Origin of the sequence: Asticcacaulis currens, assembly GCF_028550395.1 — a bacterium.
GTDB lineage: Bacteria > Pseudomonadota > Alphaproteobacteria > Caulobacterales > Caulobacteraceae > Asticcacaulis > Asticcacaulis currens.
The window spans coordinates 140,967-162,908 of the sequence record NZ_JAQQKW010000007.1; the positions used below are offsets into that span (position 1 = coordinate 140,967).

Sequence of the window (21,942 nt, forward strand, 5' to 3'; positions counted from 1 at the left end):
CCGGGAAGTTTTTGAACGCACCTGAACGATAGCGTTCAGTCCCGGTTCAGGCGGGCGGTGTCAGTGTGGAGCCACAACCTGTTCATGCAAAGGAGTATGTCATGATCTCTACGTCCGCAAAACTGATCGCCGGGGGGTTCGCCGCCGCTCTGGCCCTCGGCATGGCCCTGCCGGCCGCTGCGCAAAACTATGACGGTTTCTGCTATCACAAGCAGCAAAACACCAAGACCAAGGGTACGGTCATCGGGGCCGTGGCCGGGGCCGCGCTCGGCAATGTGGTCGCCGGTAAGGGTAATAAGACCGAAGGCACGGTGCTGGGCGCCGTCGTTGGTGGCGCCATCGGCAATCAGGTCGGCGAAGAAGTGAAGGAAAACAAGATCGAAAAGTGCCTGAACGACCAGTATTTCGTATTCGCCGGCCGTGAATACGCACCGCCGCCCGCCCCCAAGGGCTATACGGTGGCCTACTATACCCAGCGTCCTTACTACAGCACCTATTACACGCACCGTAACGGTCGCGTCGTGGTGTGGACGCCGCGCCGCCGCTAAGCGGACAGGCTTCGGTTACAGGCAAACGCCCGGCCCTGCGCCGGGCGTTTTTGCGTTCTGGCGAAAGACAAAAAAAGGGGCCGGCGGGGACACCGGCCCACTTAAGAATAAGGGGCAAATTGAAACGAGAATAACTCGAACGCGCTCTGAAAGAGCGCGCCGTGGACCTTCTTCCGGAGGGGCCACAGTCCATCAGAGAAACACAGACAATTGTCGGTGGCTATACCGCCTATATGGGAGGCCCCCCCATAAACCCGTGACCCCGATTGTCGGCCCGGGACGCCCATGTTACACCGGATACCAAGGTAATTCCTAAACCCGCAGGTACGTTGCGTTTACATGTCCGAGTCCCGTCTGGTCCTTATCGAGGACGATCCCTTCGTCCGTCGTCATATCGCCACTCTGATCGAGGCGGCACCGGACATGCGCCTGACGGGGGAGGCGGGGAGCGTGTCGGAGGGGCTGGGCCTTCTGGATACGGCCCCGGATCTGATCGTGCTGGATCTGGGCCTGAGCGACGGCAGCGGCCTTGAGATCATCAAGGCAGCGCGGCAGCGCGACCTACCGACCCGCATCCTCATCCTGACGGTGTTTGGTGATGAAACCTCTGTCATTTCGGCCCTGACGGCGGGGGCGGACGGCTATGTCCTCAAAGACAGCGCCGAAAGCGAACTGATCGGCAGCATCCGCCACACCCTGAACGGCGGGTCGCCGATTTCCGCCCCGGTGGCGGCCTATCTGTTGCGCCATATCCGCAAGGACACCTCGCTGGCCCTGACGGCGGGGCCCGAACTGGCCGAGGATGCGCCCGGCATCACACCGCGCGAAATCGAGCTTCTGTCGCTGCTGGCCAAGGGGCTGAGCTATAAGGAAGCCGCAGGGGTGCTCGACATTTCGCACCATACGGTCGGCACGCACGTCAAGGCCATCTATCGCAAGCTGGCGGTCAATTCGCGCTCCGAAGCCGTGTTTGAAGCCGTGCGCAGTGGCCTGATCCGCCTGTAAAGCCTCACGCCGCTTGTGGGGATTGCACTCCTGCGGTTATGGTGCGGCATGTTTCGCCTTCCGACCTCTGAGCCCTGGACCAGCCTGAGCCGTGCCCTGTTCTGGGCGCTGCTGGCTCAGATCGTTTTCTGGGGCGTGCTGTTCGCCTTCGCCCGCACGCCCCTGCCGCCGGAAAAAGTCGATGCCTATCGCGTCAAGGCCGTCTATACCCGGCCTGTGGACGGTCTGACGCCGCAGGCCTTTCCGCTCAGCACCATGACCCTGTTGCCGGCGGGCCGGACGCCCATGCCGGACGATTTTGCGAACATCTGCGTGCGCGGTGCCCGTTTCCCGGCGCAGCAGTTTTCGTTTCTGGTCACGCCGCAGCCGGGCCGGGGCTTCGAAGCCCTGTACCTGCCGATGATCAAGGACAATTACACCGTTTATCTCAATGGTCGCCTGCTGACAGCGCCGCGCGGGCAGTTCGGCTTTCCGTCCAGCCACGACGGTATGCGGCCGCAACTGTTCAGCCTGACGCCCGATACGCTGCGCCCCGGCGAAAATCGTTTCGACATTGTGGCCGTCGCCAATGGCTGTCGGCCGCACATGAAGGGCGCGCTGTTCGGGCCGCAGACCGATCTGCGCCGCATTGAGGATCATCGGTTGACGACGGCTATCGGTATGCCGCTGATCACGGTGATTGCGGCCACCCTGCTGAGCATGATCGCCGCGGCCCTGCTGCCCATCAGCGGCTATAACCGCCTGTTCCTCAGCGTTACCCTGTTTATGGCGGCCTTGGCCATACGCGGGGCCAGCTTCATGTGGCACGGCGATGCGCTGGAAGACAGCCTGCACGATACGCTTTTGTCGATTGTATCCGGCCTGACCATCGGGGCGACGGCCTATTTCCTCAAAAACTGGACCCTGGCCCCCGATCGTCACACGCCGATCATCGTCGGTGTGATGTCCGCCGACATCGCGGCCCTGCTTACCGGGTGGGTGATGCAGCAGAGCTGGCTGCCGACCGTGACCGAGACGACGCTGATTTTGGTGTGCTCAGGCTATTTCCTGCATCGCATGTGGAAACTGGCGCAGTCGCAGCCGCAACTGCTGTTGCGCTCTTTTCCCTTTCTGTCGATTGGGTTGGTGACAACCCTTTATGATCTCTATCACGGCCTATTTGGCCTGCCGCGACCGCTGACGGCGGGCCTCTACTTCCCCTTTGTGATCATCGCCGGGGTGGCCATCGACCTGGTGACGCGCGGGTTTGAGCTGTACCGCACGGCGGAGGAACAGCGCGCCGATCTGGCGCGGCAGGTACAGGATCGCGAGGCCGAAATCCGCGAGTCCTATATTAAACTTCAGGAGCAGGAACAGCTCAATGCCGTCAATGCCGAGCGCCAGCGCCTGATCCGCGACATGCACGACGGGGTCGGCGGGCATCTGGTCAGCCTGCTCATGCAGCTCAAGCTGGGGGCGGTGCCGGCGGAAACCATGCGGGTCAATATTCAGGCCGCCGTCGATGATCTGCGCCTGATCATCGACTCGATGGATTCGATGGGGGATTCGCTGGAGGTCGGGCTGGCCATCTTCCGCGAACGGATGCGCCCGCGGCTTCAGGTGGTGGGGGTGGAACTGAACTGGCGCAATGCGCTGGATGTGGAGCCGCGCGGGTATCGGCCCAACGAAATTCTCAATATTTACCGTATTTTGCAGGAAGGGGTTACCAATGCGCTCAAACACGCACAGCCAAAAACCATCGACCTCAGCCTGCGCGCCGACCCGGACCAGCCGGGCTGGCTGATCCTGACGCTCAGCGATGACGGGGTGGGCTTTGCCACCGATGAGCGCGCGTCGGCCGGGCGAGGCTTAAGCCACCTGCGCCGCCGCGCCCAGATGATCAGCGGACGCATCGACATCGTGTCGGCACCGGGCCATGGCACGACGATCCGGCTCTATGTGCCGCCGCCGTCATCCGCATCTTGATATTGCGGCCAGAGTAAACTCGACTAACCCGACTTAGTTTAACGGGGTGGCTATGACCACGGTCAATATACACGAGGCCAAAACCCACCTGTCGCGGCTGGTGGAACAGGCAGCCAAAGGCGAAAGCTTCATCATCGCCAAGGCAGGCAAGCCGGTGGCGCGCGTGAGCGCCATTGACGCGCCTGATCGGGCACAGGTGCGCCGTCTGGGGTTCCTGAGCGGTCATATCCGCACACCGGACGATTTTGACCGCCTGGGCGAAGAGGAGGTCGCGCGCCTGTTCGGTGGCGCATGAAAGCTGCTGCTCGATACGCATATTCTGCTGTGGGCGGCGGGGGAGCCGGACAAACTGCCGCCAGAGATAAGGCGTCAACTCGAAGACCCGGAAAACACGCTGCTGTTCAGCGCTGCCAGCCTGTGGGAGGTCGCCATCAAGCGCGGGCTGGGGGGGCGATGATTTTCAGGCTGATCCGCGTCTGTTGCGGCGCGGGCTTCTAGATAATGACTATGTCGAACTGCCGATCGTGAGCGCCCATACGGTGATGGTCGATACCCTGCCGCCTATCCACAAAGACCCGTTTGACCGCCTGGTGGTGGCGCAGGCCCTGTATGAAGGCGTGAAGCTGATCAGCGTCGATCCGCAGGTATTGCGCTATTTCGAGGCGTCTGCCTCTTCCCTGTGAAAGCCCATCTCGCTATAGGGTGAATATGACCGACTCTGCCTCCAGATATATCCAGGGCCGCACCGGCCCGTGGGAACTCGTTATCGGCCTTGAGATTCACGCTCAGGTCGCCTCGACCTCCAAACTGTTTTCGGGTGCTGCCGTAGGCTTCGGCGCGGGCCCCAACGAACAGGTGAGCCTTGTGGATGCGGGCTTCCCCGGCATGTTGCCGGTGTTGAACCGCTTTTGCGTCGAGCAGGCGGTGAAGACGGGTCTGGGCCTGAAAGCGCAGATCAACCCGCATTCGCGCTTTGACCGCAAGAACTACTTCTATCCCGACCTGCCGCAGGGCTATCAGATTTCGCAGCTCTTTTACCCCATCGTAGGTGAGGGCGAGGTGCTGATCGACCTGTCGGACGGCACCCAGAAGACGGTGCGGATCGAACGTCTGCATCTGGAACAGGATGCGGGCAAGTCGATCCACGACCTCGATCCCAACAACACCTATGTCGATCTGAACCGGGCGGGCACGGCGCTGATGGAGATTGTCTCCAAGCCGGATATCCGCTCGGCCGAAGAGGCTGTGGCCTATTTCAAGAAAATCCGCACCATCCTCGTCTATCTCGGCACGTCCGATGGCGACATGGAAAAGGGCAATATGCGCGCCGACGTCAACGTTTCGGTGCGCAAGCCCGGTGCGGAGTTTGGTACGCGCTGCGAAATCAAGAACGTCAACTCGTTCCGCTTCATGCAGCAGGCGATTGAATACGAAGCGCGGCGTCAGATCGAAATTATCGAAGACGGCGGCACCATCACGCAGGAAACCCGCCTGTTTGACTCGGTGAAGGTCGAGACGCGCTCGTTGCGTTCCAAGGAAGAGGCGCACGATTATCGCTACTTCCCCGATCCAGACCTGCTGCCGCTGGAGTTGGAGCTGGCCTGGATCGAAGACATCAAGAAGTCCCTGCCGGAACTGCCCGACGACAAGCGTCAGCGTCTGATGACGCAATATGGTCTCAGCCAGTACGACGCCACCGTGCTGGTCACCGAGCAGGCGCGTGCCGACTATTACGAGGCGGCGGCGAAAGGCCGTGACGCCAAGCTGGTCGCCAACTGGGTGACCAACGAGCTTCTGGCCCGTCTGACCAAGGACGGGCTGGAGATCGAACAGAGCCCGCTGCCGCCGGCGCACATTGCCGGGCTGGTCGAACTGATTGAAACCAATGTCATTTCTTCGAAGATCGCCAAGACGGTGTTCGAGCACATGTGGGAAGGCAAGGGCACCCTCACCCCGGCGGAGATCGTCGAAACACACGGTCTCAAGCAGGTGACGGATACCGGCGCGATTGAGAAGGCCATTGACGAGATCATCGCGGCCAACCCCGACAAGGCCGAGGCGGCGAAGGAAAAGCCGCAGGCCATCGGCTGGTTCGTCGGTCAGGTCATGAAGGCCACGGGCGGCAAGGCCAATCCGGCGGCGGTCAACGACCTCTTGAAAAGCAAGCTGGGTTTGTAGACCCTAATGATTTTTAATGAAATCGTCATTCAAGCACCTCCCCTGATTTCAGGGGAGGTGGATTTGACGCCGTTTAGGCGTCAAAGACGGTGGGGTTAACACCACCTGCTTTAACCCCACCCGGCGCTGCGCGCCGCCCTCCCCTGAAATCAGGGGAGCTGCTGTAGAGAGATATCGTTTCCCCCCTGATACCACCCCTATATACCTCCCCGTCAAGCTGGGGAGGTATATAGGGGTGGTATAGGTGTCCAAAGCCCCGCCGGTTGGCGGGGCTTTTTTTGCTATTGATTAGTCGTCGGCTGGTCCTTGGTGACCGGCTCATCGGTTTGCGGAAGAGGCGGCACCGGGGCATTGGGGTCGCCCGCCTGCGGTTGATTGGTTGCTGGGGCCGGGTTAGCCGGGTCCTGCATCGGATCGGTGGCCGGTTGCGTCGGCTGAGCCGGATCGCCCATGGTCGGCGTGGCACGGGTATCCGGAGCCGGGGCACTGGTCGTAGTGCTGGCCTCGATTGAGACATCAGCCGCTTGAGCGGCGCGCAGGGACTGAGCGTTCAGTTCAGCGGTGGCGGCGTTCTGCGACTTGCGGTCCTGCTTGGCCGTAGGGGCCTGCTTTTCGCTTTTGGCCGTCATCGGGTCTTGCGTCGCGGGGTCTTGCGTCGCGCCGGTTTGCGGCATGGCATTCGTCTGACCGGACATATCCTGCGAGAAGGCCGTCGGAGCGACGAGCAGGAAGGCGGCGGTAGCGGCGGTGGTGAGAAGGCGGGTCATGATGATCCTCAGGGATAGGGGGTGAAACTCTGAGCCAAGTCTCTCACCAACGCGCCGGCTCCTCAATTTTGCGGTCCTTGCAAAGCCGAACGCCTGTTTTACGGGCGGCTTATCTTCTTTATGGAGGTCATAAAAGGACGCTCAATCGGCGCGGATTCTGCCGGTTTACGCCCTTGCCACCGCATCCCGCGTTTACGGAAATGTTCGGGCGTCTGAGGCCGTCCTGACGTGTCCGCAATGTGTCTTATGCTTTTCCAACGCCCTAGGCGCCTTATCCCCAGCCTGGCCTTGCGCCCTCGACCGCCGCGTGAGAGATTGCCCTGAAACAAAAGGGGGACCGTATGGCGTCCGACTATGCCCTAAGTCTCGATGGGGTGAGCAAATATTACGGCGACTTCGCTGCGGTGAGGGATCTGAGTTTCCGCGTGCCGCGCGGCTCGATCTGCGGCTTTCTGGGGCCGAACGGAGCGGGTAAGACGTCGAGCGTGCGCATGATGCTGGGTTTGTCGCAACCGAGCGCGGGCACCATCACCGTGCTGGGCGGTGACGGCGCCAAGGTGCTCGACCGCATCGGCTTCCTGCCCGAAGAACGCGGCCTGTATCGCAAGATGTCGCCGGTGGACATGATCGTCTTTCTGGCCGGTCTGAAGGGCATGAAGGCGTCGGCGGCGCGCAAGCGGGCCATCGAACTTCTGACGGCGCAGGGCCTCGGCGATTTTATGTACAAGCCGATCAAGTCCCTGTCGAAGGGCATGTCGCAAAAGGTGCAACTGATCGGCTGTCTGGTCCATGATCCGGAGCTGGTCATTCTCGATGAACCCTTTTCCGGGCTCGATCCGGTCAATCAGCAGGGGCTGGAGGACATGATCCGCGATCTGGCGAAGCGGGGCGCGACCGTGCTGTTTTCTACCCACGTCATGGCCCATGCCGAGCGCCTGTGCGAAAACGTCGTCATGCTGACCAAGGGGCGCAAGGTGTTCGAAGGCACGCTGCGTCAGGCGCGCGAACGCGCACCGCGCTATCTGGAGCTGGAGGGCGTGCTGAACCGTGAGCAGGTCACGGGTCTGCCCGGCGTGTCCGAAGTGATCGACGGCGGTGCGGGCGAAGAGGGCACCCACCGCTGGCGTCTGCGCTTCCTGCCCGGCGTGACACCCAATGAGGCGCTGAAGACGGTGCTGGTCGGCGGGCTGGATGTGCGCCGCTTCGAAGCGCATGAGCCGACCCTGCACGACGCCTTTATCGTCCTGACCAATGGCGGAGAACCGGCATGAAGACGCTTCTGATTGCGCGCCGCGAATATCTCGCCTTCGTCAAGACGGTCGGTTTCTGGCTGTCCCTGCTGGTCCTGCCGGTTCTGATGGCGGGGTCGGTGTTTATCCCTATCCTGATGAGCCGCAGCGGCGGCGAAGAGGCCAGTCGCGTCGCCATACTCGACCTCAGCGGCGAGAACCTGACCCCGTCCTTGCAGGCCCGGCTGGATCGTCCCGATCCCGCCGTTTCCGCCCTGCACGAGGCGGCCCCCAGCGTTTCGGCGCGTCAGGCCCTGCGCCAGATGGCCAGTCGCCGCGATTATCAGGTGGTCGCCTTACCCGCCGGTCTGACACCGGACATGACGCGCGAGGCCGCCGAGGCACGCCTGTCGCAACTGATGCAGACGGAAACCCGCAGCGTCGATCAGGTGATCGTCGCCTATGTCGAAAAGACACCTGAACCGCATCTGGCCTTCGATCTGTGGTCGTCGCAAACCAAGGGCAAGTCGCTGGAGGATTATCTGCGCGGGGACCTGCACGCCCTGCAATCGGCCTATCTGGCCAAGCAGAAGGGGGTGGACCCGCAGGTGGCCACCGCCTTGCGCGAGACGCGGGCCGATATCCGCAGCCTGACCCCGGCCATTGCCGCCGCGGGGGCGGATGAAAAGGCCTCGTTCACCGAAACCTTGCGGGAAAACGGCCCGCACTTTGTCGGGATCGTCCTGAGTTACCTCACCTGGATGTCGATCTTCTCGTCCTCGGTCATCCTGCTGTCGGGGGTGATCGAAGAGAAGTCGTCGCGGGTGCTGGAGGTGCTTCTGACCTCGGCCCCGGCCAGCAGCCTGCTGGTCGGCAAGGTGCTGGGCGTATTTATGGTCCTGCTGACGGTCGCCGGGCTGTGGAGCGCGGTGGCCGCCGGCATTATGGGCTACGGACTGGCCTTTATGCCGCCGGATATGATGAACAATGTGCACGTGCTGGCCGGGGCGGTGTTCAAGGTGGAAACCATCGTGCCCATGCTGCTGTTCTTTGTCGGTGGCTATCTGATGTACGGCATCACCTTCATCGCCATCGGCTCCTTCTGCGAGACGCAGAAAGAAGCGCAGGCGATCATGGGGCCGATCGTGGTGGTGCTGATGATCCCGATGATGAGCCTTCAGGCGGCGCTGATGTCGCCCGACCTGCCGCTGATCCGCTACCTGTCGTGGGTGCCGCTGTTTACGCCCTTCCTGATGCCGCTGCGGGTTCTGGGTGGCGCGCCGTGGTGGGAGATTCTGGCGACGCTGGCCGGCATGGGGGCCATGGCGTGGCTGATGATCCGGCTGGGGGCCCGCGCCTTCAAGCAGGGGGCGCTGGGCGGCGGCAAGTTTAGCTGGAAGGCGCTGATGGGGCTGTCGAAGGCCTGACGCAAAAACGCCCCCAGCGTCACGACTGGAGGCGTTTTCATCAGAATAATCGGGAGGTTACTTCTCGACCTTGGCGTCGCTTTGCGCGCCGACCTGAGCCGAGGCGCCGTCGCTGCTGACACTGGCATTGCCGGAGAGGTTGGCATTGGCCTCGGTCGAAGGCGCGGCCTGCGCGGCGGTGTCGAGAGCCGACTGCGTGGTGGCCTGCGCCTTATGCTTGGCCTTGTGCGCGGCGTTGTAGGCCGAGTTGGCGGTGGTTTCGACGCCGGAGCGGGCGCGGGTGGCGGCGTCCTGAGCCGTGCCCGTGGCGCTGTCGATCGTCGAAGACGGATCAACGCCGACCTGACCCTGCGCCCCCAGGCTGCCGCCGACGGTGGACTGCGTGCGGTCCACCTGACCGGTCAGGCCGCCGGTGACGCCCCCTTGACCGCCCAGAAGCTGGGCCGAGGCGGGAAGGGCGGTCGCTGCGGCCATGAGGGATACGGAAAGAACAAGTGCGCGTTTCATTTGGGTTTCCTCATTAAGGGTTGTACCACCCCGTCAGGAAACGCCGGTTTTCGGGCTGAAATGTGCCGGAAAGATAAGCCCGGAAACGGAAGGCCTAAGCCGCCGCATAAGCCCCGCATAAAAAACCCCTCCGGCAGAACCGGAGGGGTTTTGGCCTGCATCCGCAACCCTATCAGAACACGTCGTAGAAGACGTCGATGATACGGCCGGTGCGCAGATCGACCAGAACAATGTCGTTGCCGACGAAATAGTATTCGCAGCCATAGGGCTTGGGTGGCAGGAAGTAGAAGTCCGGGTCATAGACGCGATAGCTGTAGAAGTAGCGCGGCAGGTAGTCGCCATAATCGTAGCGATAGCCGTAATACTCGCTCGGCACGCGGTAATAGCCGTAACGCGGGGCGAAATAGAAGCCTATGCGCACGCCCGTGTAGGAACGGAAATCGCGATGCGTGCGCCAGTTATAGCTGTGGCGCGAAGACCAGCCGTTGCGGTCGCCGTCATGGTCCCAGCCACCTTGCCCCCAACCGCGCTGATCCCAGCCGCCACGGTCACGGCCGTTGCGGTCACGATCATTGCGATCATTCCGATCCCAGTCGCGGTCATTACGCCCCCAGTCACCCCCGCGATGATCCGTGTCGCGATTGCCGGTCCAGCCGCCGGGCGTCGGGTTGCGCCCGCCGTTCCAGCGTCCGTCATTACCGGGACGGTTATCGGGGCGGTCATTGGGTCGCGTGTCGGGACGATTATCCGGCCGGGTATCTGCGCCGTTATTGGACCCGTTACCAGGACGACCGTCGGGACGGCTGTCATTACGGTCGGGACGCCCCTGCCATCCGCCGGGCGTGGCACTGTTTGGGGTGCCGGGCGTGCGATCCGGGCGGCCAAAGACCCCGTCCTGACCGGGCTGGCGGTTCCAGCCCCCGTCCCTGACGGTGCCCGCATTGCCATTATCGCCACGGTTCCAGCCGCCGCCAGTACCGCGGTCGCCCCCGCGCGGGCCGCGATCGCCGCCCCTGTCACCCCCTCTGTCACCGCCGCGTTCGCCACGCGGCTCGCTGATCTCCGGGCGCGGCTGAGGCATTGGCGGGGCCTCCGAGCGCTGGTCGGGTTTGCGCTGAAGCTGCGCATAGCTGCCCGCGGAGGCCGGCGCTGCGACCAGGGGAAGGGACAAGGCGATGACCGCGCTCAGGGCTGTGGCGGTCAGTCGATGGGACGGAAAGGACCGGTGGGTCATGGTTTCCTCGATGGCGGTGATTTTTTTGACCGCCCTAGGCATGGACGGAGACGATTTTCTCCGATTGTCTTGACTATGCGCCGCGCTGGCTGAACTGAAACTGAACGAGAGCGGGCAGTTATCAAGGCCGTTTTGCGGTGTGGGGTGTCAAACTCTGCCTGCGGATTCACTGAGTCTGAATTTAAATCTTAACGGGATTGCGGCGTCGAATTTATGTATATATCAATTATTTTATAAAATATTATGGAATTTAACTCTGATTTTTTGAAATAAGTAACGATTATTATTCAATTGTTAATAGAAAAATTAATGTTAATTCAAATTTTACATAAAAAATTCACAGTAAATATCGCTGTTAACTTTAATTTCACTTGGCGGTGAAAAAGTTGGCTCATCGACCACTTGCTTTCGGGGGCCGCGCAAAAGGCGCGGAAACGATGATGATGACGAACGAAACCCTGCCTCTGCCGACGCCGGACATGAGCGGCGACGATCTGTTCAAGCTCGGCATGATGTATTCGACCGGTCAGAACGGCGCGCCCGTCGATCTGATCTCGGCGCACATGATGTTCAACCTCGCCTCGATGCGCGGGTCAATGGAAGCGACGCTTTACCGTCGCGAGCTGTCGAAGGAAATGGACCGCGAAGACGTGGCCGAAGCCCAGAAGGCCGCCCGCCGCTGGCTGGATCAGGGCCACACGCGTTACGCCGCCTGATTTACTTGTTCTGGCTGTAGAGCAGCCAGCTCATAATCCCCGCCGGGACTATGTTGTTGATGTTCTGTTCGACCCAGACGCCAGCCTTGGCGATGCGGGTCTTGGGCACAAAGACGATGTCGTGACGGCGCAGGGCCACGGCCACCGAAGCCTTGCCGTTCAGCGGGCTTTTGAGGTCGATCAGCCTCTGCATGATCTTCCCGTCCGGACCGCGCCGCAGGATCAGCACCTGCTGTGACTTGGCGGCATTGGTAAAGCCCCCGGCCGCCAGCGCTGCCGACAGGGCATCGAAATCGCCCGGCATCTCGACCCAGCCGGGATTGCGCACCTCGCCGCCGACCAGCACGCGCGTATTGCCCGTGTCTCCGGGGAAGACGGTCACTTCGGGGTGGCGCAGATAGGGGCGATAGAGTTCGGTAATCTCCGTCTGAAGGTCCGTTACGCTTTTAAACGCGGCCATGACCTGTCCGACCAGCGGCAGGGTGATACGGCCGTCCTGACCGACCTGCGTCGTCCGACTGAGTTCCGGCGCACTCGGCACCTGTATTTCCAGCTTGTCCGACGGATAGAACAGATAGGGCGGGTCTTCGTCCGTCCATTCCGAAAAGCGAATGGGCGCCGCTTCGGGTGCCCGCCCGGCGTGCGCCGCCGGGGCGATGCACAGGGCCAGAAGGCCCATTCCGGTCACTCCCTTCATCAAAGCGCGCTTGCTCAGCATGGCGGCGTCCATAAAATTCAGTCCTTCTTAACCATGGTTGAAAATGGGTAACGGTTGGTTAATGCCTCAGAGGGACTATCCGGACAAATAATGGAAGTTCAGCTTCCGAATCGTTGCGTTCCTTGCCATACAAAGAACGGCGTGATGTAAAGGGGTGTGTTTCGGGTGCGCGCGCAAGGCGTTTACAGCGAAGAAACGGGCACGAGAGCCACGGATCGCCGTGGCGCCGCCCGTACCCCTGCGCGCCGCCGCTATGCCTATGAGGCCGACGATATTCTGCGCCTTTTGCTGCGCGAATGGTGGTTGATGCTGCTGATCTTCGCCGCCATCTTCGGGGTGGGTGCGGGCTTTGCGCTGACGCTCAAAAAAAGCTACACCGCCGATGCCTCCCTGCTGATGCAGCTCGGTCAGGACTACGTCTATGTGCCCGCCGCCGGGGATGCGGCGCGCGGTGCCATTGCCACGATCGACGAAGTGGTGCAGTCGGAAGTCGAAATCCTCAACTCCGCCGAGCTTAAGCACCGGGTGATCGAGAAACTGGGCTATAATGCCATAGATTCCAGCTTCCCCAAGACCTATGCGCCGCGCACCGAGACGGAACGCGATCAGGCCGATGCGCGGGTGATGAAGACGCTGAGCGGCCTCAAGACCGAGACGGCCCCGCAAAGCAATATCGTGCGCCTCAGCTTCACGCACAAGGACCCGCGCGCCGCCGCCCTGATCCTCAATACCTTTATCGACCTCTATCAGACCTATCGCCACGAAGTGTTTATGGACGTCACCGCGCCGTTGCTGGAAAACCAGAAGGCCGCCTTCGACCGCCGTCTGCGTCAGGCCGACAAGTCCTATGAGGATTTCCTGCTGCGCAATGGGGTCGGGGATTTTCAGGCCGCCAAGGCCACCTATACCAAGCTCTATGACACGGTGATGTCGGAAATCTACGTCGCCGATGCCGGCATTGCCACGGCGCGCGCCCGTCTTCAGGCCATTACGTCGCGGCTGGGGCAGCAGGCCCCGGAGATGAGCACCGAGCGGCAACTGGATCTCAGCGTGCCGTCGAAACTGCTGGCGCTGAAACAGCAGCGTGCCGAGCTTCTGACGCGCTACACCCCGGCGGCCCCGGCGGTGCGTGACCTCGATGAGCAGATCAAGGCGCTGGAGACGCTTCAGGCGTCGGGCCGCGCCATTGGCGAAAAGGAACACCGCATCGGGGTCAACCCGATCTATCAGCAACTCCTGACCGACAAGCTCAATCTGGAGGCTGAAATCGCCGCCACCTCCGGCCGCCGGGCGCAGCTTCAGGCCCAGGCGGATCAGGTGACGCACAAGCTTCAGTCTCTGGTCGGTATGGAGGCCGAATATAACAGCCTCTCGACCGAGCGCAGCGCCCTGCAAACCAATATTGCCAGCTTCACCCAGCGTATTCAGGAAACGCAGGCCGCCCGTGAAATCGCCGAAAAGGCGCAGGATACGGTGCGCGTCGTCAACCGGGCCCGCCCGCCGGACAAGGCCAAGAGCCTTCAGAAGCCGGTGCTGATCCTCGCCTTCCTGTTCGGCGGCTTCACGGCCCTGTGCGCCGGCCTGCTGCGGGTCTTTCTGCGCCGGGGCTTCCTCAGCGCCGATATGGCGTCCAAGACGCTGGGCCTGCCGGTACTGGCTCAGGCCCGGGCGAAATAAGAACCACAGGCGAACCACGACAGCGGGTTTACGTTACGCCATCACGCGCTCGCGCCTTCGCCTGAAAAGCGTCATTTTCAACCCATAGGTTTCTGAATCATTATGATTTTGGGTAGAAACACAACGATCCAGATTTTGGTTTTGCCCCTCGCCGGGTACGGGCTGCGCCACCCTGGCCGCCGCCTCAATGGCGGCTTAAGCGGAATGAGTCCACGAGAAATCATTCCGCTCCAAGGCAAAGCGGCTTATGGTATCTGCGAATACGCGCGGACGCGATTCGTCCACGCATGACATGGCGTATTGGAATTTATGGTCGATCTGACGCGGGAAATGGCCGATCTGATGGCGGCGCTGAAGGGCGGGGCACGCGCCGCCGACAGCGGCCGGGGACGGGTCATCCTGTTCGCGGCGGCCTGCGGCGGTGAGGGCGTATCGACCGTGGTGCGCGAATATGCCCGCTGCGAAGCCGCCTTCGCCAGACGCCCTGTCTGGCTGATCGACGCCGACCTGCGCCAGCAGACGCAGCTTGAGGCCGTGCTGGACGAGCCCGCCCGTTTCGGACCACCGGGGCCTGTGTCGTCAGCCACGCCGGACGGATCGGTCTTCTTCGCTCTGGAACCCAAGGCGCTGGACGCTCAGGGCCAGCCGGTCCCCGACAGCCAGTATCTGATCGCGCGGTCCTTCCTCGACAAGCGCTTGTGGGTGACGCGCCTGCGCGATCACCTGCTGCTGCCGGGGCAGAAGACGCGCCTGTTCGAACAGTCCTCCTACTGGCAGGCCCTGCGCACCCATGCTCAGGCCATTCTGGTCGATGCACCGGCCTTCGACCGCTCCGACGCCGTCCTGCGGCTGGCCCCGCTGGTGGACGGCGTGGTGCTGGTCGTCAGCGAAGGGGAGGGCGAGATCGACGCCCGCGTCGCGCTGAAGACCCAGATCGAACAGGCCGGGGGGCGGCTGCTCGGCATGGTCTATAACAAGTCGCGCGCCACGGTCCCGCTGGCGGGGCGCAAGTCCGCGCACGGCTGATGGGCGGCGCGATTCTCCGTGGTATCCGGGAGGACTGGGACGGACAGTGGCTGTCTTTCGGCCTGTCGGTCGGCATCCTGTTCATGTTCTCGCAGGGCTGGCTGTCGCCCATCTTCGGCTATTCGACCGAACAGTCGCCCATGGCCGGGGCCATTATCCGCAACATCTATTACCCGGTCTATCTCGGCGCGCTTGCCCTCTTGTTCCTGACGTGGAAACAGGTGCTGGCCGGGGTGATCCGCACGCCGGTGCTGCTGGTCCTGATCCTTTTGTGCGCCGTCTCCTATGTGTGGTCGATCGACCCCTCGGCCACGCTGCGCCGCTTCGTCGCCTTCGCCATGACCTGTCTGGCCGGCTATGTTATCGCCGCCCGCTTTTCGTGGCGCCGCCTGATCGAGGTCATCGCCGTCACCTATCTGATCCTCATCGCCGGATCGTTTGTCATGGCCCTGCTGTTTCCGGACAAGGGGCGGATGACCGAGCTGTTCGTCGGGGCCTGGCGCGGGGTCTTTGCCGAAAAGAACAATCTGGGCGCGGTAATGGATGTCGGCTTTCTGGCCTGTCTGGCGGCCGGGATTCAGGTGCCCAAACGCCGCTGGCTGTGGTTTGCGGCGGCGGCCGGGGCGGCCTTTCTGGTCCTGATGTCCACCTCCAAGACGTCGCTTCTGGCGCTGATTCTGGGGGCAGGCATGATGGCCTTCGTATGGCTGTCGCGACGCGGGCCGATACTGGGGGTGGTCCTCACCTGGCTGGCGGTGTGTGTGCTGCTGGCGGTCGGCAGCGTGGTCCTGCTGATGCCGGAGGCGCTGTTTCATCTCCTGGGCAAGGACGCGACCCTGACCGGGCGCACCAATATCTGGGCCGGTATCGACCATGTGATGCGCAAACACCCGATGACCGGCTACGGGTATGGCGTCGTGTGGTCCACCGAAGGCGACTGGACCCCGCTGCGCTGGATCACCGAGGTGGCGGGTTTTCGCGCCTATCACGCCCATTCCTGCTGGTACGAGGTGTGGCTGGCGCTCGGCTATGTCGGCCTGACCGTGTGGGCGATCCTGTTTATCGAGACGTGGCTGAAGGCCTTTTACCGCACCTATCGCGGCGACGGCGGCTATTTTGCCCTGCCGTTTATCACCGTCTATTCGCTGATGAGTCTGACCGAGAGTATCGCGATCGGGTGGAATGACATCCGCTGGTGCCTGATAGTGCTGATCGTCGTCAAACTGGCCCTGCCGGGCGACGGGCCGGTGGTCGCGGCTGCGGTCGGTCCGGTCAGATCACGGCGCGGGCTGTACGATTAAGATTGCCCAAATCACAAACCGGATTTCTTTGTGTGGTCGGCGTTTGAAGAGCAACCACAGATTACACAGATTATACTCCAGCCCCTACATGTTCCGCAGGCGCATAACCAAAGGGCGCGAAGCGCCAAATCTGTGCCATCTGTGTAATCTGTGGTTTTCCGAAACTTATCATCAAAAGAGGCATTCGTGGAACGCCTCAACCGCCCGCGCGGCGGGCCCCTTCGGCATAGGTGACGACGTCGAAACCGAAGGTCCGGGCGGCGGTCGCCAGGGTTTCCAGCGTCTCCGGCGTGCAGCCCCACGGCGACGGGTTTTCACGCACATCGTGGGTGTACAGGACCAGCCAGCACTGTGGCGTGCGGATCGCCTGCGCCATCCATTGCAGCGCCAGCCGCTCACCGCCGTCGCCTTCGATACCGATGGCCGGGGCCTGATTGAGGTCGGTGCCGGTGCGGATCAGGCCGTGGTGCAGGGCGCGCGAGGAGCGGTAGCGGTCGCCCAGCACGGCCTTGGCCTGAGGGGATACATCGCCATAGGGATAGGCGAAGGTGGTTGAAGTGGGTACGCCAAGCGATTGAATAAGCGTCTGGTTTTCGTCCACGCTTAAAGCAATGTCCGCCACCTTGGCCTGACCGCAGTCGATATGCATCAGGGTGTGGCAGGCGATCTCATGACCGCGCGCATTCAGGGCGGCGATCTGGGCGGCGGTAGTGTAGGGGCCGAAATGGCTGTCCTGCCCCATCAGGCCGGCGGAGATGAAATAGGTGGCGTGAAAGCCGTGGCGCTCCAGTATGCCCGCCCCCGCAATGGCCGCCGACTGCGGGGCGTCATCGAACGAAAAGGTCAGCAGGGGCTTCGTCAGCCCGCGCAACTGTGCCGGTTTGCGAAACAGCAGTTTTGAGGCCCGGCGGCGCAGCTTGCCATACAGGGAGCGATCGGCGGCATAGGCTTCGGCATAGCTCATCAGACGACCTCAGAATAAAGGGCGGCGCGATAAAGGCGCAAGGCAAAGGCGCGGGCACGGACCGGGGCGGCCTCGCTGTGCACCACCGTGCGCAAAGCCGTGCGCAAGGCTCCGCGCAGGGGCAGTTTGCGGATAAGGCGCGCGACGCGGTAGCTGGGGTAGGTGGCGACCACCTCCGGATGCTTCTGCACCACGCGGGCGAAGTTGCCGACCGACTGCTCGTACTTGCGGATCAGGATGTCTGCCGGATCGAGCCCCAGATGGGTGGCGGTATTGTCGATATGCTGCACGCCGAAGGTTTGCGCTACCCGCATCGCCCATTCGACGTCTTCCCAGCCCCAGCCGGTAAAGGTGCCGTCGAAATCCTGCGCCGCGAAGACGTCGCGGCGGATCAGCAGGTTCGAAGTGAAGACGTATTTTTCCGGAGTCTGGCGGCGCGTTGCGGCGTCGAGGCAATCGCTTTTGGCGGCCATCAGGCGGTGAATGGCAAAGCGTTTGTCGGTCGGGGCCTGTTGCAGCGAAAAGCCGCCGAAGACGACGGCCGGATCGCTGTCCATTACCGCCAGCCAGCGCGTCAGGAAGTCGGGCGCGTCGGGCAGCATGTCGGCATCGAGACACAGGAAATAGTCGCCACGTGCCGCCTGAGTCAGGCGGTTGCGTCCGCGCGCGCGGCCTTCATTGCGCGAAAGGCTGATGAAGGTGACGGGCAGGGCAATAGCATCAATCGTTGATAACACGTCCTGCGTCAGCTCGCTCTGGTTCGAGCCATCGTCCAGCACCACGACCTCCACGCCTGCGACCGGCCTCAGAGCGCGCAGCAGGGTGGACGGGCTTTCCTTGTAGAAGGGGATCAGCACCGACAGACGTGGCTTTGGGGCACCGTCATGGGCGGCATTGGTGATGACGGAAGGCGGGGCGGCAGGGGCGGTCATGCGGCAGACCCTACACCCAGGCGCTTAAGGAAGCGTTGGCCATGGGCGCGCACCTCATTGAGGTTCAGGGCCAGAGCCAGAGCGGCATAGACGAGGACGCCCGCAACGCCTTTCAGCGCCAGCTCGATGACACCGCCCAGCGGCGGTATCAGACACACGACGGCGACCATGATCAGGGTTGCGAGGGCGGTTAGCCCCAGATCACGCCACGGAACGGGCAAAGGGAGGGCCTGACGGCCCAGTATCCACGAGCCGATCAGACCGATGGCAAAGCTCAGCGCCGTCGCCAGACCCGCCCCCCACAGGCCATAGAGCGGGATCAGCCACAGGTTCAGCCCGACATTGGCGATAGCCGGAATGGCCATGGCCACGGTCAGCAGCCTGGTTTTTTTCGACAGGGTAAAGGCCTGAAGGAAATAATAGGTGTTAAAGCCCGACAGCAGGGCACCGACGCTGATCAGGGCGGTGACGCTCAGCGCCTGCGCGCGCAGGCCTTCGCCAATCAACAGTTGAGCCAATGGCGCTTCGACGGCGATCAGCCCGCCCACCGCTGGAAACAGCACCAGCGCCATGACGCGGAACTGATCGCGGGCGTGGGCTTTCAGCGCCTCGGTCCCGCCGCTTTCCAGCGCGTGGACCAGAGCCGGCCCCCCCGCCGCGCCGAACCACAAAAACAACACGTCGAGGATGCGCGAGGCGAGGCTGTAGCCCGCATGATAGGCCCCGGCATCGGCTTCGGACAGAAAGCCCGCGATCAGAAAGCGATCCACCGTATAAAGAGCCAGGGTGAGGATAAGGCTGGCCGAGACGGGCAGGCCGTAATGGGCATACTGCCGGGCGCGCGTTGCGTCAAAGCGGCCTTTCAGGGCGCGGCCCCAGTCTTCGCGGGCCACGAAGGGCAGGCAGGCGGCCGCCACGAGTCCGGCGGCCAGCAGCGGCGCGCCGCCCCCTAAGCCGGCCCAGGCCAGGAGCGCCCCCAGACCAAACCCGCCGGCGGTCTGGATCATGTCCAGCGTCGAGGCGGTGCCGACGCGCCCTTCGGAGCGGCGTTGTTCCTGCACCATCTTGATCAGACTGCGGAAGACGACGACGCCCAGCCCGCAGCCGATGGCCAGTTTGAGCGCCTGCGTGTGGGCATCCGGCGCGGGCCACAGCCACAGACCGGCGGCGCAGACGACCGCAAATACGACCGTCACCGCGGCAAACAGGCGATAGAGGGTGCCATAGAGCGTCAGGGCTTCGCGGTCTTCGCGCGACTCCGACGGATAGAAGCGCGCCATCGCCGCTTCGATCCACGTAAAGCACAGGGTCTGGGCCAGACTCGACACGCCGAAGGCCAGCGCGTAGCGGCCATAGTCGTCCGGCGACAGGAGGCGGGTAAAGGTGATCAGGGTGGCGAACCCGATCAGCCCCTGCAACACATTGGCGGGGAGATACCCCCATAGCCCTTTCCAGAACATCAGCGTCTGTCCCTGCGCCCTGCGATCTTACCGGATGGCGTGGCGGTCGCCAAGGATGCAGGCCACCGTCATGGCCATGATGTAGAGATCGAGCCAGAAGGACTGACGCTCGATATAGTCGATATCGAGCTGGACGCGGCGGCGCACGTCCTCTGCGGTGACCAGCGCCCCGCGTGAGCCCTTGATGGCCGCCCAGCCGGTCATGCCGGGCTTCATGCGGTGCCGCCAGGCGTATTCGGCCACCAACTTGGCGGAATCTTCGTCGCCGGTCTTCATGCCGATAGCGTGCGGTCGCGGCCCGACCAGCGACATGTCGCCTTTCAGCACGTTGAACAGTTGCGGCAGCTCATCCAGACTGGTCTTGCGGATAAAGCGGCCGACGCGGGTCACGCGGTCGTCGTCGCGCGACACCTGACGCGCGGCGGTGGCATCGGCGGCTTCGGCGCGCATCGAACGGAACTTCCACACATGGATGGCTTCGTTGTTCAGGCCATGGCGGCGCTGACGGAAAAAGACCGGGCCGGGGCTGTCGAGGCGGATCATCAGGGCCACCACGGCCATAACCGGCGCAAAGATGATGAGGGCCACCGTACCGATAATCAGGTCCTGAACGCGCTTTTGCAACGCCCGCTGTGCGTCCGAGGGCGAGGGATTGGCGCGGGTGAGCGGCTGTTCCGACAGGCGCGACAGGGCGGCTTCGCGACCGGCCTCGCTATCGACATCGACCAGCAGCGAGACAGCGTTGGGCAAGAGGCTCAGGCGGCGGATCAGGCCTTCGACGCGGGCCCGCGCCGCCGGATCGACGGCGACGATGACGCGATCCACATAGGGGGTGATCTTGTGCGTCAGCAGGGCTTCGGTATCGCCCAGCACCGGCACGCCACTTACGGCGTGGGGCGCGCGCGACAGGCGGTCATCGAAAATGCCCAGAATATTGACATTGCGGCGTTGCAACGCGGCTGCGATCAGGGTTTCGGCATCACGGGTCGCCCCCACGATCACGATATTGGGGGTCAGAAGCCCTTTGCGCCGCCAGCGGGCCACCAGAGCGAAGGCGGCACCGTGCAGCGCCTCCAGACCCAGAAGGACACCGGTTGCCCACAGGCCGAACACGGGGGGCAGCACATCGGCGCGACCGCTGAGCCCGGCGACGGCCAGACCGGCCACGCCGCTCAGGGCCACGGCGGCGAAGACGCGCAGCAGGTGCCCGCTCAGCCGCTCCTGACGGCGGTAGACATAAAGGTCAAAACTTTTGAGGCTCCAGGCTAGAGTGATGGCGGCGACCAGCAGCGGCAGGATATCGGCGGCCAGCGCGCCTTGCCAGCCGCGCGGTGACAGACCCTGCGCCACGAACAGGCTGACGCCCGCGATCAGCCACAGGTCGCTGAACCGGAAGAGGTAGGCGTAGGCTTCGTTGGCGCGGCGTTCGCGCAGCGACACCAGACGTTCGGGGCGGAAGGGGCCGCGGCGATGGTCGGCCGGACCGGGGCTCTCCGCGGGGCGTCCCCGGCTCAGACCCTGTGCGCGCAAGGCCGGCGCCTCAGCCATCCCTTCGGGCGCAGCATCGGGGGTGCGGACGGGGGTGGGGGCGCCTTGGCGTGCGTTTGTCATGAGGTAAGAGGGGGAGGCGTTCTGGATCGTCTGGGGCGGTTTCGCCGACACCCTGCCACACGGCGTTTATATAACCGTTAACGCAAGCCCTTTTTCTATAAGGCAAATCGCGATTTTTGCCGCCGGGCGTGATGTTCACACTTTTCGGGAGGCGGGCTTTGATTGCCCGTTGCCATTTGGGACAAGTCAGGCTAAGTGAACCCTTAGTGCGGAGACGTGGCCGAGAGGCTGAAGGCACTCGTTTGCTAAATGAGCGTACCCCTAAAAGGGTACCATGGGTTCGAATCCCATCGTCTCCGCCACTAAAAAAGCCAGCCCAAAAGGGCTGGCTTTTTTAGTGGCCGGTGTCCGGGACTTCGAACCCTGGGTTCGAAAACCGGAGCGAAGCGTAGGTTTCGGCGGAGCGCAGCGCAGCCAATCCCATCGTCATCCTCCGGCAACACCTGTTCACCCGGACGCCACAGGACGCCGGGTGAACAGGTCGTTTGCTTTTGAGAGGGCTTTCCGAGCGAAATCCGATAATTGACACTTATGTCAATTATGTCCCCAGAATTCGCTGGCGATGACCGAAAGAATGACGGCGACGCCGTAAAGGCCGATGCCGGCCACGATGAGAGTTATCATTACGCTTTCCACTTTACCTGTACTTTTTTGTTGTTTTGACAGTGTTGTCATAA

At 62.8% G+C, this 21,942-nt stretch carries 20 protein-coding genes and 1 tRNA gene; 13 read left to right on the forward strand and 8 right to left on the reverse strand.

The window, feature by feature from the left end:
• Positions 1 to 101 precede the first annotated feature (101 nt).
• From PQU94_RS12955 to gatB, 6 genes are all read left to right on the forward strand, one after another.
• Positions 102 to 548: a glycine zipper 2TM domain-containing protein gene (locus PQU94_RS12955; protein WP_272741870.1), complete on the forward strand. Its 447-nt coding sequence runs from the start codon at positions 102 to 104 to the stop codon at positions 546 to 548.
• A gap of 339 nt (positions 549 to 887) precedes the next feature.
• Complete coding sequence (locus PQU94_RS12960; RefSeq protein WP_272741871.1) at positions 888 to 1,553, forward strand: response regulator; 666 nt, start codon at positions 888 to 890, stop codon at positions 1,551 to 1,553.
• A gap of 48 nt (positions 1,554 to 1,601) precedes the next feature.
• Positions 1,602 to 3,518 (forward strand): sensor histidine kinase, encoded by a 1,917-nt coding sequence (locus PQU94_RS12965; protein WP_272741872.1) that lies wholly within the window; start codon positions 1,602 to 1,604, stop codon positions 3,516 to 3,518.
• A gap of 52 nt (positions 3,519 to 3,570) precedes the next feature.
• Entirely contained in the window at positions 3,571 to 3,813 is a 243-nt protein-coding gene (locus PQU94_RS12970; RefSeq protein ID WP_126424079.1) for a type II toxin-antitoxin system Phd/YefM family antitoxin, read from the forward strand.
• Positions 3,814 to 3,997: 184 nt separating this feature from the next.
• Positions 3,998 to 4,201, forward strand: a complete 204-nt coding sequence (locus PQU94_RS12975; protein ID WP_272741873.1) for a type II toxin-antitoxin system VapC family toxin — start codon at positions 3,998 to 4,000, stop codon at positions 4,199 to 4,201.
• Positions 4,202 to 4,226: 25 nt separating this feature from the next.
• On the forward strand, positions 4,227 to 5,696 hold the full coding sequence (gene gatB, locus PQU94_RS12980) for an Asp-tRNA(Asn)/Glu-tRNA(Gln) amidotransferase subunit GatB (RefSeq protein ID WP_126424077.1): 1,470 nt from the start codon (positions 4,227 to 4,229) through the stop codon (positions 5,694 to 5,696).
• Positions 5,697 to 5,977: 281 nt separating this feature from the next.
• Here the strand turns inward: gatB and PQU94_RS12985 are convergent, their stop codons facing one another.
• Positions 5,978 to 6,463: a hypothetical protein gene (locus PQU94_RS12985; protein WP_272741874.1), complete on the reverse strand. Its 486-nt coding sequence runs from the start codon at positions 6,461 to 6,463 to the stop codon at positions 5,978 to 5,980.
• A gap of 341 nt (positions 6,464 to 6,804) precedes the next feature.
• Here PQU94_RS12985 and PQU94_RS12990 point away from each other — a divergent pair, with 341 nt between their 5' ends.
• Both PQU94_RS12990 and PQU94_RS12995 read left to right on the forward strand, forming a co-directional pair.
• Positions 6,805 to 7,734, forward strand: coding sequence for an ABC transporter ATP-binding protein (locus PQU94_RS12990; RefSeq protein ID WP_272741875.1), 930 nt, complete (start codon positions 6,805 to 6,807; stop codon positions 7,732 to 7,734).
• A complete protein-coding gene (locus PQU94_RS12995) occupies positions 7,731 to 9,119 on the forward strand; it encodes an ABC transporter permease (RefSeq protein ID WP_272741876.1) in 1,389 nt (462 codons plus the stop codon). The genes PQU94_RS12990 and PQU94_RS12995 overlap by 4 nt, the downstream gene beginning before the upstream one ends.
• 57 nt (positions 9,120 to 9,176) lie before the next feature.
• Here the strand turns inward: PQU94_RS12995 and PQU94_RS13000 are convergent, their stop codons facing one another.
• Both PQU94_RS13000 and PQU94_RS13005 read right to left on the reverse strand, forming a co-directional pair.
• Positions 9,177 to 9,626: a hypothetical protein gene (locus PQU94_RS13000; RefSeq protein WP_272741877.1), complete on the reverse strand. Its 450-nt coding sequence runs from the start codon at positions 9,624 to 9,626 to the stop codon at positions 9,177 to 9,179.
• Positions 9,627 to 9,798: 172 nt separating this feature from the next.
• A complete protein-coding gene (locus PQU94_RS13005; RefSeq protein WP_272741878.1) occupies positions 9,799 to 10,860 on the reverse strand; it encodes an RcnB family protein in 1,062 nt (353 codons plus the stop codon).
• A gap of 437 nt (positions 10,861 to 11,297) precedes the next feature.
• Between PQU94_RS13005 and PQU94_RS13010 the strand changes: the two genes are divergently transcribed.
• Complete coding sequence (locus PQU94_RS13010) at positions 11,298 to 11,576, forward strand: sel1 repeat family protein (protein ID WP_272741879.1); 279 nt, start codon at positions 11,298 to 11,300, stop codon at positions 11,574 to 11,576.
• A 1-nt stretch (position 11,577) separates the two neighbouring features.
• Here PQU94_RS13010 and PQU94_RS13015 read toward each other — a convergent pair whose 3' ends face one another.
• The gene (locus PQU94_RS13015; RefSeq protein ID WP_272741880.1) at positions 11,578 to 12,306 is read right to left on the reverse strand and encodes a polysaccharide biosynthesis/export family protein; all 729 of its coding nucleotides are present in this window, start codon (positions 12,304 to 12,306) and stop codon (positions 11,578 to 11,580) included.
• A 144-nt stretch (positions 12,307 to 12,450) separates the two neighbouring features.
• On the opposite strand from PQU94_RS13015, the gene PQU94_RS13020 reads away from it, so the two are divergent.
• From PQU94_RS13020 to PQU94_RS13030, 3 genes are all read left to right on the forward strand, one after another.
• Positions 12,451 to 13,971 carry a GumC family protein gene (locus tag PQU94_RS13020; RefSeq protein ID WP_272741881.1) on the forward strand — a complete coding sequence of 507 codons (1,521 nt, stop codon included), beginning with the start codon at positions 12,451 to 12,453 and terminating at the stop codon, positions 13,969 to 13,971.
• Positions 13,972 to 14,280: 309 nt separating this feature from the next.
• A complete protein-coding gene (locus PQU94_RS13025) occupies positions 14,281 to 14,997 on the forward strand; it encodes a P-loop NTPase family protein (protein ID WP_272741882.1) in 717 nt (238 codons plus the stop codon).
• A complete protein-coding gene (locus PQU94_RS13030; RefSeq protein WP_272741883.1) occupies positions 14,997 to 16,298 on the forward strand; it encodes an O-antigen ligase family protein in 1,302 nt (433 codons plus the stop codon). The genes PQU94_RS13025 and PQU94_RS13030 overlap by 1 nt, the downstream gene beginning before the upstream one ends.
• A gap of 196 nt (positions 16,299 to 16,494) precedes the next feature.
• On the opposite strand, the gene PQU94_RS13035 is transcribed toward PQU94_RS13030, so the two are convergent.
• Genes PQU94_RS13035 through PQU94_RS13050 form a run of 4 tightly spaced genes read right to left on the reverse strand, consistent with a single transcriptional unit; the run spans position 16,495 to position 21,202 of the window.
• Entirely contained in the window at positions 16,495 to 17,262 is a 768-nt protein-coding gene (locus PQU94_RS13035) for a polysaccharide deacetylase family protein (protein WP_272741884.1), read from the reverse strand.
• Complete coding sequence (locus PQU94_RS13040; RefSeq protein ID WP_272741885.1) at positions 17,262 to 18,194, reverse strand: glycosyltransferase family 2 protein; 933 nt, start codon at positions 18,192 to 18,194, stop codon at positions 17,262 to 17,264. Before PQU94_RS13040 ends, PQU94_RS13035 begins: the two co-directional genes overlap by 1 nt.
• Positions 18,191 to 19,654 carry a lipopolysaccharide biosynthesis protein gene (locus PQU94_RS13045; protein ID WP_272741886.1) on the reverse strand — a complete coding sequence of 488 codons (1,464 nt, stop codon included), beginning with the start codon at positions 19,652 to 19,654 and terminating at the stop codon, positions 18,191 to 18,193. The genes PQU94_RS13040 and PQU94_RS13045 overlap by 4 nt, the downstream gene beginning before the upstream one ends.
• Before the next feature lie 27 nt (positions 19,655 to 19,681).
• The gene (locus PQU94_RS13050; RefSeq protein ID WP_272741887.1) at positions 19,682 to 21,202 is read right to left on the reverse strand and encodes an exopolysaccharide biosynthesis polyprenyl glycosylphosphotransferase; all 1,521 of its coding nucleotides are present in this window, start codon (positions 21,200 to 21,202) and stop codon (positions 19,682 to 19,684) included.
• A gap of 273 nt (positions 21,203 to 21,475) precedes the next feature.
• Here PQU94_RS13050 and PQU94_RS13055 point away from each other — a divergent pair.
• Positions 21,476 to 21,567 (forward strand) — tRNA-Ser (locus PQU94_RS13055).
• Positions 21,568 to 21,942: the final 375 nt, after the last annotated feature.

What these genes read in the sequence shown, in the direction of transcription:
- PQU94_RS13000 (WP_272741877.1), bottom strand. Translation starts at nt 9,626, where the DNA reads ATGAAACGCGCACTTGTTCTTTCCGTATCCCTCATGGCCGCAGCGACC.
- PQU94_RS13050 (WP_272741887.1), bottom strand. Translation starts at nt 21,202, where the DNA reads ATGGCTGAGGCGCCGGCCTTGCGCGCACAGGGTCTGAGCCGGGGACGC.
- PQU94_RS13045 (WP_272741886.1), bottom strand. Translation starts at nt 19,654, where the DNA reads ATGTTCTGGAAAGGGCTATGGGGGTATCTCCCCGCCAATGTGTTGCAG.
- PQU94_RS13005 (WP_272741878.1), bottom strand. Translation starts at nt 10,860, where the DNA reads ATGACCCACCGGTCCTTTCCGTCCCATCGACTGACCGCCACAGCCCTG.
- PQU94_RS12990 (WP_272741875.1), top strand. Translation starts at nt 6,805, where the DNA reads ATGGCGTCCGACTATGCCCTAAGTCTCGATGGGGTGAGCAAATATTAC.
- PQU94_RS13025 (WP_272741882.1), top strand. Translation starts at nt 14,281, where the DNA reads ATGGTCGATCTGACGCGGGAAATGGCCGATCTGATGGCGGCGCTGAAG.
- PQU94_RS12960 (WP_272741871.1), top strand. Translation starts at nt 888, where the DNA reads ATGTCCGAGTCCCGTCTGGTCCTTATCGAGGACGATCCCTTCGTCCGT.
- PQU94_RS12970 (WP_126424079.1), top strand. Translation starts at nt 3,571, where the DNA reads ATGACCACGGTCAATATACACGAGGCCAAAACCCACCTGTCGCGGCTG.
- PQU94_RS13040 (WP_272741885.1), bottom strand. Translation starts at nt 18,194, where the DNA reads ATGACCGCCCCTGCCGCCCCGCCTTCCGTCATCACCAATGCCGCCCAT.
- PQU94_RS12985 (WP_272741874.1), bottom strand. Translation starts at nt 6,463, where the DNA reads ATGACCCGCCTTCTCACCACCGCCGCTACCGCCGCCTTCCTGCTCGTC.
- PQU94_RS12995 (WP_272741876.1), top strand. Translation starts at nt 7,731, where the DNA reads ATGAAGACGCTTCTGATTGCGCGCCGCGAATATCTCGCCTTCGTCAAG.
- PQU94_RS13030 (WP_272741883.1), top strand. Translation starts at nt 14,997, where the DNA reads ATGGGCGGCGCGATTCTCCGTGGTATCCGGGAGGACTGGGACGGACAG.
- PQU94_RS13010 (WP_272741879.1), top strand. Translation starts at nt 11,298, where the DNA reads ATGATGATGACGAACGAAACCCTGCCTCTGCCGACGCCGGACATGAGC.
- PQU94_RS12955 (WP_272741870.1), top strand. Translation starts at nt 102, where the DNA reads ATGATCTCTACGTCCGCAAAACTGATCGCCGGGGGGTTCGCCGCCGCT.
- PQU94_RS12965 (WP_272741872.1), top strand. Translation starts at nt 1,602, where the DNA reads ATGTTTCGCCTTCCGACCTCTGAGCCCTGGACCAGCCTGAGCCGTGCC.
- PQU94_RS13015 (WP_272741880.1), bottom strand. Translation starts at nt 12,306, where the DNA reads ATGGACGCCGCCATGCTGAGCAAGCGCGCTTTGATGAAGGGAGTGACC.
- gatB (WP_126424077.1), top strand. Translation starts at nt 4,227, where the DNA reads ATGACCGACTCTGCCTCCAGATATATCCAGGGCCGCACCGGCCCGTGG.
- PQU94_RS13035 (WP_272741884.1), bottom strand. Translation starts at nt 17,262, where the DNA reads ATGAGCTATGCCGAAGCCTATGCCGCCGATCGCTCCCTGTATGGCAAG.